Annotated in this window: 16 protein-coding genes and 1 pseudogene; 1 reads left to right on the forward strand and 16 read right to left on the reverse strand. The window is 35.7% G+C overall.

All coding sequences use genetic code 11. The features are described 5' to 3' along the window. Positions 1-9 precede the first annotated feature (9 nt). The 13 genes and pseudogenes from BM183_RS14395 to BM183_RS14455 all read right to left on the reverse strand — a co-directional run bounded on the left by BM183_RS14395 (position 10) and on the right by BM183_RS14455 (position 11,733). Entirely contained in the window at positions 10-1,722 is a 1,713-nt protein-coding gene (locus tag BM183_RS14395) for a methyl-accepting chemotaxis protein (protein ID WP_091687574.1), read from the reverse strand. Positions 1,723-1,992: 270 nt separating this feature from the next. Beyond that, entirely contained in the window at positions 1,993-2,505 is a 513-nt protein-coding gene (locus BM183_RS14400) for a Gx transporter family protein (RefSeq protein ID WP_091687575.1), read from the reverse strand. 5 nt (positions 2,506-2,510) lie between these two features. After that, entirely contained in the window at positions 2,511-3,335 is an 825-nt protein-coding gene (locus BM183_RS14405) for an RnfABCDGE type electron transport complex subunit B (RefSeq protein ID WP_242961007.1), read from the reverse strand. An 81-nt stretch (positions 3,336-3,416) separates the two neighbouring features. Next, entirely contained in the window at positions 3,417-3,995 is a 579-nt protein-coding gene (locus BM183_RS14410; RefSeq protein WP_091687576.1) for an electron transport complex protein RnfA, read from the reverse strand. Positions 3,996-3,999: 4 nt separating this feature from the next. Next, a complete protein-coding gene (locus tag BM183_RS14415) occupies positions 4,000-4,749 on the reverse strand; it encodes an RnfABCDGE type electron transport complex subunit E (protein ID WP_091687577.1) in 750 nt (249 codons plus the stop codon). 11 nt (positions 4,750-4,760) lie between these two features. Further along, the gene (locus BM183_RS14420) at positions 4,761-5,393 is read right to left on the reverse strand and encodes an RnfABCDGE type electron transport complex subunit G (RefSeq protein ID WP_091687578.1); all 633 of its coding nucleotides are present in this window, start codon (positions 5,391-5,393) and stop codon (positions 4,761-4,763) included. After that, a complete protein-coding gene (locus tag BM183_RS14425; RefSeq protein ID WP_091687579.1) occupies positions 5,386-6,372 on the reverse strand; it encodes an RnfABCDGE type electron transport complex subunit D in 987 nt (328 codons plus the stop codon). The genes BM183_RS14420 and BM183_RS14425 overlap by 8 nt, the downstream gene beginning before the upstream one ends. A 24-nt stretch (positions 6,373-6,396) precedes the next feature. Beyond that, positions 6,397-7,713, reverse strand: coding sequence for an electron transport complex subunit RsxC (rsxC, locus tag BM183_RS14430; RefSeq protein ID WP_091687580.1), 1,317 nt, complete (start codon positions 7,711-7,713; stop codon positions 6,397-6,399). A 421-nt stretch (positions 7,714-8,134) separates the two neighbouring features. Beyond that, a pseudogene (locus BM183_RS14435) lies at positions 8,135-8,302 on the reverse strand (sporulation transcriptional regulator SpoIIID); the annotation flags it as partial. A gap of 66 nt (positions 8,303-8,368) precedes the next feature. Continuing rightward, positions 8,369-9,892 carry a recombinase family protein gene (locus BM183_RS14440; protein ID WP_091687582.1) on the reverse strand — a complete coding sequence of 508 codons (1,524 nt, stop codon included), beginning with the start codon at positions 9,890-9,892 and terminating at the stop codon, positions 8,369-8,371. Further along, positions 9,889-10,281, reverse strand: a complete 393-nt coding sequence (locus BM183_RS14445) for a hypothetical protein (RefSeq protein ID WP_091687583.1) — start codon at positions 10,279-10,281, stop codon at positions 9,889-9,891. The genes BM183_RS14440 and BM183_RS14445 overlap by 4 nt, the downstream gene beginning before the upstream one ends. Before the next feature lie 159 nt (positions 10,282-10,440). After that, complete coding sequence (locus BM183_RS14450) at positions 10,441-10,974, reverse strand: ECF transporter S component (protein ID WP_242961004.1); 534 nt, start codon at positions 10,972-10,974, stop codon at positions 10,441-10,443. Positions 10,975-11,076: 102 nt separating this feature from the next. Beyond that, entirely contained in the window at positions 11,077-11,733 is a 657-nt protein-coding gene (locus tag BM183_RS14455) for a uridine kinase family protein (protein ID WP_091687584.1), read from the reverse strand. Positions 11,734-11,978: 245 nt separating this feature from the next. On the opposite strand from BM183_RS14455, the gene BM183_RS14460 reads away from it, so the two are divergent. Beyond that, positions 11,979-12,941 (forward strand): NAD(P)-dependent oxidoreductase, encoded by a 963-nt coding sequence (locus tag BM183_RS14460; RefSeq protein WP_091687585.1) that lies wholly within the window; start codon positions 11,979-11,981, stop codon positions 12,939-12,941. 163 nt (positions 12,942-13,104) lie between these two features. Here BM183_RS14460 and BM183_RS14465 read toward each other — a convergent pair whose 3' ends face one another. From BM183_RS14465 to BM183_RS14475, 3 genes are read right to left on the reverse strand one after another with little or no spacing between them, the layout of a single operon-like run. Beyond that, positions 13,105-13,740 (reverse strand): ABC-2 transporter permease, encoded by a 636-nt coding sequence (locus BM183_RS14465; protein ID WP_091687586.1) that lies wholly within the window; start codon positions 13,738-13,740, stop codon positions 13,105-13,107. Position 13,741: 1 nt separating this feature from the next. Then, complete coding sequence (locus BM183_RS14470; protein ID WP_091687587.1) at positions 13,742-14,614, reverse strand: ABC transporter ATP-binding protein; 873 nt, start codon at positions 14,612-14,614, stop codon at positions 13,742-13,744. 3 nt (positions 14,615-14,617) lie between these two features. Further along, positions 14,618-14,992: a GntR family transcriptional regulator gene (locus tag BM183_RS14475; protein WP_091687588.1), complete on the reverse strand. Its 375-nt coding sequence runs from the start codon at positions 14,990-14,992 to the stop codon at positions 14,618-14,620. Between the last annotated feature and the right edge of the window lie 87 nt (positions 14,993-15,079).

A 15,079-nucleotide genomic window follows, 5' to 3' on the forward strand; every position in this document is an offset into this window, starting at 1 on the left:
TCTTCCATATTAAATCTTGAATAGAGATGTCATCCGGCTTAGTTCTTCTGCAATTGCCGACTGGTGCTGTGCTGTCCTGGCAACTTCCTCCATCGCCTTGGCAGTCTGTTCAATACTTAACAGGATTTCATCGGAATTCTTGTTGGTGCTGTCCACGTTGACCACTATTGTTTGAACAACTGCTGCGATTTCTTCTGTAGACGTATTCAAAGATTCTGCCATAGCTGCAACATTCCTGGATAAGTCGCTTACAAATGCCGCATCCTTTTCATAACTGCTTCCCGTTTCAATTAACAATTTGTAATCATCTCTTACCCGATTACTAATAAAGTCTAATACATCTTTTGAATTCTCAGAAAGATTTCCAACCGCCCCTTTTACATTGGCTACTACACTTTGAATGTTTTTAACGTAACCTGAGGATTTTTCAGCCAATACGCGTATTTCATCTGCAACCACTGCAAATCCTTTACCTTGTTCCCCGGCTCTCGCTGATTCAATAGCCGCATTAATTGCTAACAGATTGGTCTGTTCTGCAATTGCCGCAATAGATTCTGCAAATATAATAATCTCATCTACTACACTGCCTTGTTCAATAGCTTTTAAAATCTTCTCTTCTTTTTCTTCATATAAAGTATCTGCTAAAGACTTAGACTCAAATCCTTTATTCTTAATTTCAATGGATCTGTCTTTTATATGTACAGATTCATCACTGCTTTGCATAGATTCAGAAGATAACTGTGCCACACCGGAATTCACCTGCTCCACTGTAGCAGATAATTCTTCTGTTATTGCGTGAACTTCCTGGATATTATCTACAATGGAAGAAGTATTATTTTCAATTTGTGAAAAGGTGCTGGACATCTCTTCTAATGTAGCAGAAAGTTCCTCACTGGAAGCAGTAACTTCTTGAGATTGTTCTATAATGTTATATATTAATTGACGTATATTATCTCTTGCCTGTATCAGTGCTTTGATCAATTTACCAAGTTCATCATCACTCTTTACCTCCACTTGATAGGTCAGATCTCCCTCTCCCACTGCTCTTGCAAATTCTAAGCCTTTTTTAGCTAGTCTTGATATACCGAAAGATATTAATATGCTGATAAGCATACTGATAGATACCCCGGATACCGCAACAATCAGCATATATATACGTATCTTATTATATGTAACTGTATTAAAATCATAATCTTCTTTCGCCATTACCTGATTCTTCTCGATAAGTCCGTCAATTACAACATCTACACGGCCAATTATCTCTAATACGCCTGTTACCATCTCTTTTGCTTTATCGTAATTACCTGCTTTCGCCTCATCCAGCAGTTTCGTTCTTGCATCACGATATTCTATAAGCAATCCCTGTAATTTAATATAATCAGCCTTCATATCCTTTGCCAAGTCTAACTCACTATAAGACTTTAATACGGTTTGATTTTGCTGGGCATAAATCTTAATTTTTCTTTCAGCTGTGGCAGTCTGATCAGGATCCTCGTGCAATACTGCATTTTGAATCTCCATACGGATATTCAGCAAGCTTTCCTTTACCTGATGTAACTGATCAACACTTCGTAAATTATAACTGTAGATCATTTCTGAATTCTTTTGCAGTGTTTCTATCCCATAAAGACCTAAAAGGCCTACTATAATGAGAATAAGATTCGCTGCTGTAAACCCTAATAATAATTTTACTTTAATACTCATTTTCCTCATCATCTTCATGAAACGTCTCCTTAGTATTAGATTCTTATGAATATATACTGCTGCCATATGGGTTTTGACACCTTTTAGGCAAACGTGACGAACAATTCACATGTTAAATTATACCATATTTTCTGATTTATTACAAGAGAAATGACATAATAACTATTTATGACACCAAAATTCCACATTGTATCCTATCAGAATTATATTCATATATAAAAGTAAAAAGCTGTTGCAGAACAACAACATGTCAATTTCTGCAACAGCTCCTAGTATTTATATGACGGCTTACTTAAAAGCCTTTGTTTGTACTTTTAAAATGATATCCACTAATATACCAATTACAAATCCGGTTATTGTACCGGCAATCAGTAAGACCGGCAAATAAGATAAAATACCCGGGGTCTTCATAGTAAGTGCTGCTACAACAATCTGTCCAATATTGTGTGAGATTCCACCGGCAATACTTACACCAACTATACTAAGGCCTTTCATCTTTTTACATAGAACCATAACAAGCCAGCTTAATATTGCACCGGCTAAACTATATAGGATGCTAAACATATTACCGAAAGTAAATCCTACCAGCACAATACGGATACAGGAAATAATAAATGCATCCTTAGTTCCCATTACATATAATCCAATAAGAATCACTATATTGGCAAGTCCCAATTTAATACCGGGAACCCCTGGAACCCCTATAGGAATAGGAATTAAAACTTCAACATAGCTGAATATAAGAGCTAAGGCAATAAGCACACCATAGTAAGCTGTTTTTGTTGCAATGGAATTTTTCATGTATATTACACCGCTTTTGCTTGATTTGGATTCTTTGTTAACTCAGAAAGAATAACCTTAGTTGGACATTTCTTAACGCATTCTCCGCAGTTGGTACATTTGCTGTAGTCGATTAATGCCAGATTGTCGTCAACATGTATTGCATCATACTGACAAGCTTTCTCACAAAGCTTACATCCGATACATCCAATACTACAACCTTGTTTTACAACCGGCCCTTTATCCTTTGAGTTACAACGTACTTTTGTTTCTGCTTTATAAGGAACCAGTTCAATTAAATTCTTAGGACATTCCTTAATACATAAACCGCAGGAAGTACATTTTTCTTTATCAACCAATGCAATACCATCAACAATGTGGATCGCATCAAATTCACATACGTCTACACAGGAACCGTATCCTGTACATCCATAAGTACATTGTTTTGGTCCGCCGCCAGGAACCACATTTGCCTGTTTACAATCTTTAATACCAACATAATTGTATTTTACTTTGGCTTTGTCACAAGTACCGGCACATTTTACAAAGGCAACCTGTCTATCCACTTCTCCTGCTTCTGTACCCATTACTTCAGCTATTTGGGCATGTACTGCACTATTCGCCACAGGACAGCCGTTTACAGGAGCTTTTCCCACCGCAACAGCTTCTGCCATAGCATCACAGCCGGCATATCCACAGGCACCACAGTTATTACCAGGTAAAAGATCACGTACTAAAGCTACTTTTTCATCTACCTTAATCTCAAACTTTTTCGCAGCTATTCCAAGTAAGATACCAATTATTAAACCGGTAGCACTGACAAGTACTGTTGCCATTACAACACCTTTCATATTAAAGGCTAAAACAGGCAACGCATTTATAAGGGTAATCTTCCCTAACAATCCTATAATATTCATCTTCTCGTCCCCCTCCTAAAGCTTCAGATTTGAGAATCCATAGAATGCAATCGCCATTAATCCGGATGTAATTAAAACGATTGGCATGCCCTGGAAGGACTTAGGTACGTCATTATTCTCCATGCGTTCACGAATACCGGATAACAATGTTATAGCAACAAGATAGCCGAAAGCTGTAGCAAAACCATTTACAATACTATAAAGAATATTGAATTCTTCTTGGGCATTAATCAAAGCAACACCTAACACCGCACAGTTTGTGGTAATTAATGCCAAATAAACACCTAATGCATTGTATAGAGCCGGGCTGTATTTCTTAATTACCATTTCAACAAATTGAACCAACGCTGCAATAACCAAAATGAACACAATGGTTTGTAAATATTCCAAATCAAAACGAACTAAAATATTATCATATATTAAGTTTGCCGCAGCTGATGCAATTGTAATAACGAATACAACTGCGAATCCCATTCCAGTGGCAGTTTTAATTTTTTTAGAAACACCAACAAAGGAGCATAATCCAAGGAAACGGCTTAGTACAACGTTGCTTACGAATGCTGATGTAATGAATAGCAATACTAATTCTCCCATTTAATTAATCCTCCTTCTTATTCTTAGCAGCCACTGTTTTTGAGGCTTCTAGTTTTTCTCTGTTATCTTCACAAGTTCCGCCATGGCAGGATAAACAATCGCCGCCGCAAGCTAAACCAGATCTAGGAACAGAACCGTTGGTTGCTGACTTTAGCTTAAACTTGTTTTGAAGTGCTGTTAATATAGAAAGTACGAAGAATGCACCGGGAGCTAATACGAAGATATTTGCAGGCTCAAAAGCTTCCGGAGTCACTTTGAATCCCATAACAGTACCTGCACCAAGTACTTCACGGAAAGTGCCGATTAGGAATAAACCAATGGTAAATCCAAATCCCATACCAATACCATCCATAATGGATAAACCAACAGTGTTCTGGTTAGCATATGCTTCTGCTCTTCCCAGGATAATACAGTTAACTACGATTAACGGAATATAAATTCCCAAAGATTCATATATACCAGGAGCATATCCTTGTAATATAAATTGTACAATCGTTACAAAGGATGCAACGATAACAATATACGCCGGCATTCTTACTTTATCCGGAATAATGTTTCTAAGTGCTGATATTAAAAGGTTAGACATAACTAATACAGCAGTTGAAGATAAGCCCATACCTAATGCATTGCTTGCTGATGTTGTTACTGCTAATGTAGGACACAAGCCAAGCATTAACACGAAGGTAGGATTTTCTTTCATTAGACCGTTAATAAACGGCTCAAATAAACTTGTCTTTTTGTTTTGTTTACTCATCCTACTCACCCCTACTTTCCTGCTTCAACCAATTCATTGATGAAGCGAAGTCCTGAATTGACTGCATCTGTTACTGCTGTTGTAGTAATAGTAGCACCGCTTATTGCATCAATTTGATTTTCTGCGGTTGCACCTGATTTGGTAAATTCAATTAAATCCGCTTTTTTGCCCTTAAATTGGTCTTTAAATAAGGACTCATTAGCTTTTGCACCAAAACCCGGTGTTTCACTCATAGATATTATCTCCATTCCTTGAATGACTCCATCTACTGAATATCCAAGAGATAAGGTAATAGCACCGCCGTAACCATTTCCTGAAGTAATTGACATTACATAACCAATTTTTTCTCCGGAAGCATCTAATGCAACAAATGCTGCATCGATTGTATTACCTTTTAAACCATTTGGTTCTAATACTTTTGTTACAGCTTCTTCAGCCAATTTTGTCAAATCCTCATCCGCTGCGAATTCAGCTGCATCCGGATAAATTGCACTATAGGCTTCTGTCTGCTTCTTTAATTCCTGACCTTTAATAGCAGGCAGAGTCAATTCATATACAAAACCTAGTGAGACACCTGCAACTAAAGTAATAACGAATAAAATCAGAGCATCTTTTATAATTGAACTTTTCTTTTCCTTAGCCATTTACCTTAGTCCCCTTTCCAAAATGTCTTGGCATAGTTACCTTATCAATTAAAGGAACTACTAAATTGCCTAAAATAATAGCATAAGATACACCTTCCGGTGCACTGCTAAAGGTTCTAAATATACCGGTTAACAGTCCAAGGAATATACCTAACAGGATTTTACCGTTTCTGGTAATGGGGCTGGAAGAATAATCTGTTGCCATAAAGAAAGCACCTAATAACAATCCTCCGCCAAGAACATGAGTTAATAAGAAATTAACATCAAATCCCTTGCCGCCAAATAAAATCATAAAGATTACAAAAGTAAGAATATATGTAGCCGGAATTCTCCAAGAAATAACTTTCTTAAACAGTAAGTATGCAGCACCAATCAGAATTGCGATTGCACTTGTCTCTCCGATAGTTCCGCCAATATTCCCAAAAAACATATTCATTAGATCAGTAGCAGTACCTCCCTTTAATGCTGCTAAAGGCGTTGCACCGGATACACCGTCAACTGCCATTGCACCATGAATAAGCAGGTCTTTTGTTGCACTTACGGTAGGAATCTTAAAATCATTCATTCTTGCTCCAAAACTTATTAATAAGAAGCAACGTGCTGCTAAAGCAGGATTCATAAAGTTTTGTCCAATTCCACCGTATAATTGTTTTACAATTAATATAGCAAATACACTTCCAACTGCAGCAATCCATAATGGAATAGATGCCGGCAGGTTAAGAGCCAAAAGCAAACCGGTAACAACAGCACTAAAATCACCAATGGTAACAGGTTTTTTCATTCCTTTTTCATAAATATATTCAGTCCATAAGCTGACTACAACACACACTAGAATAACAGCTAAGGCTCTAAGCCCAAAATTATATACACCAAGTATACTGGCTGGAATTAAAGCAATTACTACATCCTGCATAATCGTTCTGGTAGATTCCCAGCTTTTAATATGAGGAGCAGCGGATACGTTATATAATTCGCTCAAAATTGACACCTCTCTTTATTTATACTATTTTTTTCTGCTGTCTAACACGCTTTTTCTCATTTGCTTGAAGGATTGAGTCAATCTTAATCCTGCAGGGCATACATAAGAACAGCATCCACATTCACAGCATTCCATTCCATCTGCTTTCACAAAATTCTCAGCATCCGAATGAACCGCATACTCATACATTTTCTGAGGAATGACACGGCTTGGACATACTTCAACACACCTACCGCAACGAATACATGCGGTAGAATCAAATTCTGCCACTTCATCTTCCAAAAATGCAACTAATCCGGAGGTTGTTTTTGAAACAGGAACATCTACAGTAAACATTGCCTGTCCCATCATAGGACCGCCAGAAAACACTTTTGCAGGTTTACTCTTAAATCCGCCAGCTGCTTCTAATAATTCATTGTAATTTGTACCTGTTCTTACATTGAAATTACCAGGGTTCTTCACAGCATCACCGGAAACGGTAATAATACGGTTAATTAAAGGTGTGGTTTCTGCAACTGCATTATGCACAGCAATAGCGGTACACACATTGCTCACAATACATCCAACTTCAAAAGGAAGGATCTTAGAACTTATTTTACGACCGGTTAAGGCATAAATCAGTACACGTTCTCCACCCTGAGGATATCTGGTCTTTAATACTCTTACTTCAATTTTAGATTCATTCGTTAATAAAGCTTTTACTTTAGCAATTGCTTCCGGCTTATTGTCTTCAATAGCAATAATGCCTTTTGCATTAGGGAATAAACTTAGTTCTATCTTAAGTCCGCTGATAACTTTCTCAGGTTCCTCTAACAGCATTCTATAGTCAGAAGTTAAATAGGGTTCACACTCCGCACCATTAATAATAACATACTGAATCTTGTTATCATCCTTTGGTGTGAATTTTACGTGGGTTGGGAAAGCTGCACCACCTAAACCTACTATTCCTGCTTCCTTTATAATATTTCTAATTTCGTCTTTTGAAAGCTTTCCATAATCTCTTTTAGTTCCAAAATTCTCTATTGTTTTGTATTCGTTATCATTTTCCACAATAACTGATTCAACCATAGTTCCTGCTACTGTCAGTCTCGGTTCCACTGCTTTAACAGTACCAGATACAGAACAGATTACATTGGCCGATATAGCTCCAACTGCCTCTCCAATTTTTTGCCCCGCCAATACATAATCACCCTTAGCTACGATTGGCTTCGCCGGCGCCCCAATATGTTGTGACATAGGATATACCATTTCACCCTTTGGCAGTAGTAAGGCAGTAGCTTTGTCTTTTGCTAATTCTTTACCGTCATAGGTGTGTATGCCACCTTTAAAAGTTGCTCCCATGCTCATACTCCTTCTTTCTATGTTTTATATTTATAATCCTTTTTTCGCAGTCTGTCGTTAAATTAACAATCAGCCCAGCACAGCACTTTCATTTTATCACAAAATGCTTATTGTTTACAATATCTTTTTAGATTATATAAATTTTTTATGTCGAAAATGAATATTTTATACATTTTTTTGAATATTTCATTGGGAATGTACCTGTATTTTACATTTAATTGTAAATACTTCTTGGTATTCACAATACAATGGTAAATCTTGTATTGTTAAGTTAATAATTTGTCAGGTCTTTTCTGTTTTAAAAATCCTTTCCTGTACTTGTCTTATATGAAAATATATATTCTCAAACATATTAAAAAGAACCAGAGTCTTCCTAAAAACGGACAGACCGGTTCTTTTTTTATTTTTGATAACATTTATGTTAGAATACCTGACCGTATTTTGACTTGTGAAGGTATTTCTCTTTCGTTGCCAAACCTCCTCTTAGATGTCTTTCAGATTTGTTCAGATCCAATACAACTCTCGCTCTATCCGCTAGGGTAGGATTAATTTGCACCAAACGTTCTGTAACATCTTTATGTATGGATGTAATATAATGGAACGTTAAAATGCAGGCTGAATTTAAATCCCCGTAAGGATACTATGAAAACCATTATTAAAAATGTTTTATGTAAATATCAATCCTTCCATCTGGATTCGCTTCAATTCTTTCCATAACTCTTTTTATCATGTTATTATTAAACATCTCAGGCTTAATGATATTAAGGAATTCTAACCTGTTCCCTGAATTTTCCCCTGTATTATAAGTACTGTCTGGAAATACCAGATTTTTTATAGACTCAAAATCACAATTTCCGTTTAATATAATTCCATCCAGCTTCTTCTGATAATATTCAATAGAATTATGAATGCAATTGTTTTTTTCCTTAAGTTCCTCAAGAGAAATAATATCATTGGTGTACATATCTATATATTTCTCTTTCTCTTTATTCAGCCTCTTTATTTGAGATAAGAGATTTTGCTGGCTATCGGAGTCACACACATTTTGGCTGATATAATTCTTTATTTCTTTTATAAAGGTCTGATACCAATTGGTATTATGCTGTAAACAGCACTTAATGTATTCCGTAATAGCTAAAAGCAATTCTTCTTCATCAATTATAATTTTGTTATTACAGAAATCAACTCCATTGCTATTCCGTCCGTTACATACCCAGGTTATATAAGTGCTTTTATACTGTCTTACAAGTCTTCGAAAAGAGGAGCCACATGCCTTACAGGTTATTAACTGACTAAGAACATGCTTTTCAGAAGTTCTTTTCCTTGTTTGTTTAAATGCGTTATGACGGCCTTGTAATAATTTTTGGGCATTAAAATAAACATCTTCTTCAATTATTTTAAGACGGGGATTCTGGGCCAGCATCCATTGATTCTTTTCTAAAGTTCTTCTTTTACCGGTTAAGAAATCTTCAACTTCCTGTTTCCCATTAACAATTCTGCCTATGTAAATAGGATTGTTTAATATTCTGGTAACTGCTGTCTGTGTCCATTTACAGTTCCTTTTGGTTTTTATGCCTTCCTGATTTAAAATATATGCTATCCGGTTTGCTCCTATATGATCTTTTGTGTACAAATGATAAATCCGTTTTACCGTTTCTGCTTCCTTTTGATTAATATCCAAATGAAAATAGTCTCCCGGTATTTTATCATACCCAAATATTAAATTCGGTACTTTTCCTTTCTCAGCATTCTGTTTTTTACCGAATTTCACACGTTTGGAAGTGTTGGCACTTTCCTCCTGGGCAATGGCGCTAAGCATGGTTAGCATAAATTCTGAACTGTCTGAAGAGGTCTGATCATAATTAACAAATACTACTTTAATACCCAGGGACTTTAAATTTCGGATACTGGTCAAAAAATCAAGAGTATTACGGGCCAATCTGGAAACATCTTTAATTAATACGATTTCAAATAAATCTTTTCCGGCATCGGCTAACAACCGAAGCAGTTCGGTCCGGTTCTTCATCTTTGTACCGCTTTTACCTTCATCTGCATAAATGCGAATAAGTTCCAACCCATTTCTTTTTGCATACTCAGAAAAGAAAGTCTGCTGACTCTCTAAACTGTCCAGCTGTTCTTCTTTATTGGTAGATACCCTGCAATAAGCAACTGCTTTCATTTGCAAGTTCCCTTTCCCATTTCTTCTGCTACTCTTTCTGCCAATACTTTTGTCAGGAACGATGCCGTTATTTCTTCAGAGTTGGGATTATGGAAGGTAATATGCAGGGAAGGCTTTCTTTTTTTTAACAATTCTTTCTTTGAAGAATTTTTATTGGGTGTCTCTTTAACTGTTACTTCTTTAGCATGCGATTCATGGTCCAGGTCTTTTTCTGATTCTTTTTTGTCCGGCAATTCTTGTTCTGGTATTTTTTTGACGGATTTTTTTTTGCCCTGTAATTCTTTAACTGGAACTTCTTTGTCTGATATTTCTTTGTTCAATTCCGCCTGTGAATTCTCCAGAGGATTCTTATGTAGAATTACTTCGCTTTTTTTACTTGCTTGTACCATTTTCTCACCAATATAGTTGTTTTTACATCATATGTAGGAAAATGGTTAAATATGAAATTTCTCATGGACTTTATTATTGTTGCTTATCTTTTCCTATGAATTATTAGATTAATTAAAATGTTAAAATTATCTGATTCTATTTTATTTACCAGGCTTATATTACTGTACAGCCGGAACAAGCCTTGCCTTTTTAAGAGCGTATACTATGGCCGGAACTACAATAAGCTGAATTACGATTCCGGGCAGTGCATTGATAAATGCTCCGGAAATAAATGCAGATATTCCATAAGGGTTGCCTGCCACTCCGAATATAATGGCATTAGCAATTCCCATAACAGCTCTTCCCCCTAACATGCCGCCGATTAAGGAAGGATAAATCTTGCCTTTTGTAGTACGATATAGTACAGCAGTTAAAGCACCATAGGTACCAAGTTCGAAAATCATAGAAATACCAACGGGATAAATAGGCGGCATTCCCGTTAATATAAAGGCCAAAGGAGGTAGGATGATGCCGCAGAAGGCAGCAAAAGGTACTCCACATAAGAATCCGCTAAGTAATACCGGAATATGCATTGGTGATATAATGGCACCAATATTGGCAATAGGAATTAATTTAATTATTTGGGGCAGTATAAGGCCTATGGCTACGCATAGGGCTGTGTAAATAAGTTTTTGAGTATTTGCTGGTTTCAAAGATATTTCCTCCATAAGTTTATTTTTAATTTGGTTTTTCTTATTGTTTAGTCCTGCATACCATTGCTGTATTTTCAACAGATAAGTTTAAACGAACATTCATTACCATAAATCAGAAGTATCCATAACTAGGTCACTGATACTTTGTATATGTAATTCAGTAAAATACTTATTTTCCATAGGAATCCATTTATCAAGAAATTGCTTAAGTTTCTCTTCTCCGCTTCTTTTACGTATTCTACTGATTTGCACCTGCTCATTAATTGTTAAAAATACTTTGCAGTCATAAACCTGGGTTAAAAAAGGATGAAGGCTATAGGAACCTTCCACTATATTTATGATTTTGGGATTTATAATCCTTGGTTCTCCGTAATTTCCTGTGAAACATTGAAATGGAGCATAAGTTATGGTCTCCTGTTTCAGCAAGGGGACAAGGACTTCTTCATTAAATCTTTCATAATGCACATTCCCTCCGGGCTGTTCCAACCTCTCCCTTGTCCGCATTTCAAAAGGAAGGTAAAAATCATCCATAGGAAAAACATTACAATCATAAATAGTACTTAGCTCTTTGGCTAAGGTGGTCTTTCCGCTTCCGCATAGGCCGTCTATAGCAAGGATAAAAGGCTTCTGGTTGTCAGTATGGGAACGGATGTATGTATCCATTGCATAAAGCAAAGGTAAAAATGGGGTATCCATTTTAATTTTATGATTTCCCTCCAGTATATCTTGTTCCATATTATCATCCATAATTACGCTCATAATAATACCTCCATAAAATTGAAAACGGAACCTATCTACATATCAATAATTCTATTCCGTCATCTTTGCATCCTCTAATCTTGGTACCCCACTGGGACTTTCAAACCATACTTGAAATTCCTTTTTCTGTTTTTACTATACCATAATTCAAGAATTTATACAAAGATATAAAACCGTAATTTTTATCTTTGCAAACTATGCTATTTCATATACAATAAAGCTATAATCTAAAGAGGAGGTATCACATGAATAAAAAAGGTATTTTACTATTACAAACAACAACTCCGGAACAAATAAAGATGTTGCAGAATATTGCCCCCAATTACGAAATTGTGGATGGATTTACTAAGGAAGCCCCTGATTTTCCCTTAGATGACATAGAAATTCTATACGGTTGGAACGGTAAAATAGGCAATACCATATTGCATAGTCCCTCCAGCAAGTTAAAATGGGTGCAGATACACACAGCAGGTGTTGATTTTGTAGACCAAAGCCTGATGAAAGAGAAGCATATATTATTAACCAACAGCAGTGGCCTTCACGGAAAGGTGATTACAGAATCCGTATTTGGCATGTTATTGTCATATACCAGAGGCATTGTAGGAGCTATTAAGGATCAACCATTGAAAAAATGGGGCGGCAGAGAGAATATCATGGAATTACAGGACCGGACTATGATGATTGTAGGAGCAGGTCGTATTGGTATTGAAGTGGCAAAGCTTGCTAAAGCTTTTGGCATGAGAACTGTAGGGGTGAATCGTACCGGTAAGTCTGTGGAACATATGGATGTTATTATAAAACAATCGGAATTTATAGACCATGTAGGAGAAGCAGACGTTGTTGTCAATATTCTCCCCTTGACAAAACTAACTACCTATTTCTTTGATCAGACCATATTCTCCAAGATGAAAAAAACTGCTGTATTCATTAATGTAGGTAGAGGTAAATCTGTTAATACTATTGATTTAGTAGATGCTTTGGAAAAAGGACAACTGGCTTTTGCTGCACTGGATGTTTTTGAGACTGAACCGTTACCTGCTGATAATCCCCTTTGGGAAAGAGAGGATGTTTTAATTACTCCCCATATCTCCGGTTTATTGCCTAAGTTCAATAGCAGGTTATTTACTATATTCGAAGAAAACCTTAGAGCTTATGTGGAAGGCAAAGAATTGCCCAGAAATTTAATTGATTTTGAAAGAAGTTACTAATAGACTTAAGAAAGAATATTAGAATCTATTATTCTATATACCTTGAGCCTGTAAAACGAAGAATCTCTACATAATAATGAAATTCTTCGCCTTACAGGCTCAAGGTGGTATTTAGACCAAATCGCACTGGTCTGTAAAAAAAATTTTACGTAAAAATATAAAATTAAAATTCCTTTTTATTTACTATAGAAACCGATAGGTTATATGACAGAAATACTATAAGCAGTACAATAAAAGGTGAGGCATAACCTAAATATTTGATCTGTTCCCCAGTAAGCTGTGGCATTTTTAAATCTTTAATTATTTTGGAGAACCCGGTAATTAATATTGTAGGAACTGTAAACAATATTATCATAATAATACGGGCTTTTTCCGTACCCATCTTAAATATAATAGGCAGTAATAAACTAAACAACAGAAGTGAGGCTAATACAACACCGCCACCTGTCTGGAGCATTTCTTTGTAATCAACCACTCCTATGAACCTGGATAAAATGAAGGCTGAAATTAATGAGATTACTCCTCCTGATAGGGCCAACAGTATTAACAATACATATTTTGATTTTACCAGATCCTTTTTCGTAATGGGCATGGTCAATGCATATTTATCCCACTTGGTACTTTCATCATAAGCCATTGAGGTAACTATCAACATGGTTGTTACAAATACCATCATAAATACTATTAAATTAGGATTTTTAAAATTAATAGACATAAAAAGATACACAATCAGAATAATCCCCATTTGTTTCATATACCTTTTTAAGTTAAGTATATCCTTTAATACTAATCCGCTCATACTATTCACCTCTTACCTTAAATAAAATAATTTCTTCAATCGTTGTATTATCCAAACAAAATTCATTGCTGTATTTTTTCTGATTCATTTGTTTTATAATTTCCCTTTTGTTGTCTATCATCACTTCATAACCAAATTTATTTTTTCGGATACCAATTATATGGTTTCTATCCAGTTTCTCAAAATCTTCTTTTTTACATTTCACAACTCCATAATTATCTGTCAGATTATCTTTACTTTCACTTAATATAATTTTTCCCTCGTGTATAAATGTAATATAATCCGCTACCTTCTCTAAGTCACTTGTAATATGGGAAGAAATAAATATTGTATGTTCCTCATTCTGTATAAATTCCAGGAATATATCTAAGATTTCATCTCGCACGATAGGATCCAAACCGCTGGTCGCTTCATCCAGAATTAAGAGCTTTGCCTGGTGAGACAGTGCAACAGCTATGGACAATTTCATCTTCATACCACGGGAATATTCTTTGACTATCTTATCTTTTGGCAGCTTGAAGGTGTTTGCATATCGGAAAAATGTTTCATCCTCCCATTTGGAATAGATGTGTTTCATAATTTTGGATATATCCAGCAGCGTAAGATTTTCATGAAAAAAGCTTTCATCAAATACCACACCGATCTGATTCCGGATAGCCAACTGGTCTTTCATATAGTCCATACCCAGAATACGTATATTTCCCTTATCCGCATGTATTAAATTTAATATAGTTTTTATAGTGGTAGTTTTGCCTGCTCCATTCTCACCTACAAATCCCATGATACAACCTTTGGGAACTTTAAATGAAATATTATCCAGTTTGAAATTCTTATAACTCTTAGAAATTCCTCTTAATTCTAAAGCATAATCCATAATTTATTCCTCCTTATATACCATATCCAATATCTCATGTAATTCTTTCAGGGTAATACCTCCCTGTCTTGCATAATCAACTGCATTCTCAATATTTTCTTCAATGTTCCGAAGCTGCTCTTCCCTTACAAGTTCTGTGTTATTTTCAGATACGTAGCTCCCTTTTCCTACTATAGTTGTAATGAATCCTTCTCTTTCCAGTTCTTCATAAGCCCTTTTTGTTGTAATAACACTAATTCTTAACTCTTTTGCCAATAGCCGAATGGATGGCAAAGGCTCTCCAGGGGGTAATTCTCCGCTCATAATTAAGCTCTTTATTTGTAACGTAATTTGTTCATAAATAGGTTTACCGCTGGAATTGCTTATAATAATCTCCACGTATTCACCTCAATTCGTTTTGTGATTAAATTTCTCTTATTATCAATCAGATATGTTCTAAATTTACTTTTACTTAATTTCAATTTA

Origin of the sequence: Anaerocolumna aminovalerica, assembly GCF_900115365.1 — a bacterium.
In the GTDB taxonomy this organism is placed as follows: Bacteria; Bacillota; Clostridia; order Lachnospirales; family Lachnospiraceae; genus Anaerocolumna; species Anaerocolumna aminovalerica.

Coding starts and splice junctions, on each gene's coding strand:
- BM183_RS14465 (WP_091687586.1), bottom strand. CDS start 13,740: ATGAGCGGATTAGTATTAAAGGATATACTTAACTTAAAAAGGTATATG.
- rsxC (WP_091687580.1), bottom strand. CDS start 7,713: ATGGGAGCAACTTTTAAAGGTGGCATACACACCTATGACGGTAAAGAA.
- BM183_RS14400 (WP_091687575.1), bottom strand. CDS start 2,505: ATGAAAAATTCCATTGCAACAAAAACAGCTTACTATGGTGTGCTTATT.
- BM183_RS14470 (WP_091687587.1), bottom strand. CDS start 14,614: ATGGATTATGCTTTAGAATTAAGAGGAATTTCTAAGAGTTATAAGAAT.
- BM183_RS14440 (WP_091687582.1), bottom strand. CDS start 9,892: ATGAAAGCAGTTGCTTATTGCAGGGTATCTACCAATAAAGAAGAACAG.
- BM183_RS14415 (WP_091687577.1), bottom strand. CDS start 4,749: ATGAGTAAACAAAACAAAAAGACAAGTTTATTTGAGCCGTTTATTAAC.
- BM183_RS14395 (WP_091687574.1), bottom strand. CDS start 1,722: ATGAAGATGATGAGGAAAATGAGTATTAAAGTAAAATTATTATTAGGG.
- BM183_RS14445 (WP_091687583.1), bottom strand. CDS start 10,281: ATGGTACAAGCAAGTAAAAAAAGCGAAGTAATTCTACATAAGAATCCT.
- BM183_RS14410 (WP_091687576.1), bottom strand. CDS start 3,995: ATGGGAGAATTAGTATTGCTATTCATTACATCAGCATTCGTAAGCAAC.
- BM183_RS14460 (WP_091687585.1), top strand. CDS start 11,979: ATGAATAAAAAAGGTATTTTACTATTACAAACAACAACTCCGGAACAA.
- BM183_RS14455 (WP_091687584.1), bottom strand. CDS start 11,733: ATGAGCGTAATTATGGATGATAATATGGAACAAGATATACTGGAGGGA.
- BM183_RS14405 (WP_242961007.1), bottom strand. CDS start 3,335: ATGAAAGGTGTTGTAATGGCAACAGTACTTGTCAGTGCTACCGGTTTA.
- BM183_RS14420 (WP_091687578.1), bottom strand. CDS start 5,393: ATGGCTAAGGAAAAGAAAAGTTCAATTATAAAAGATGCTCTGATTTTA.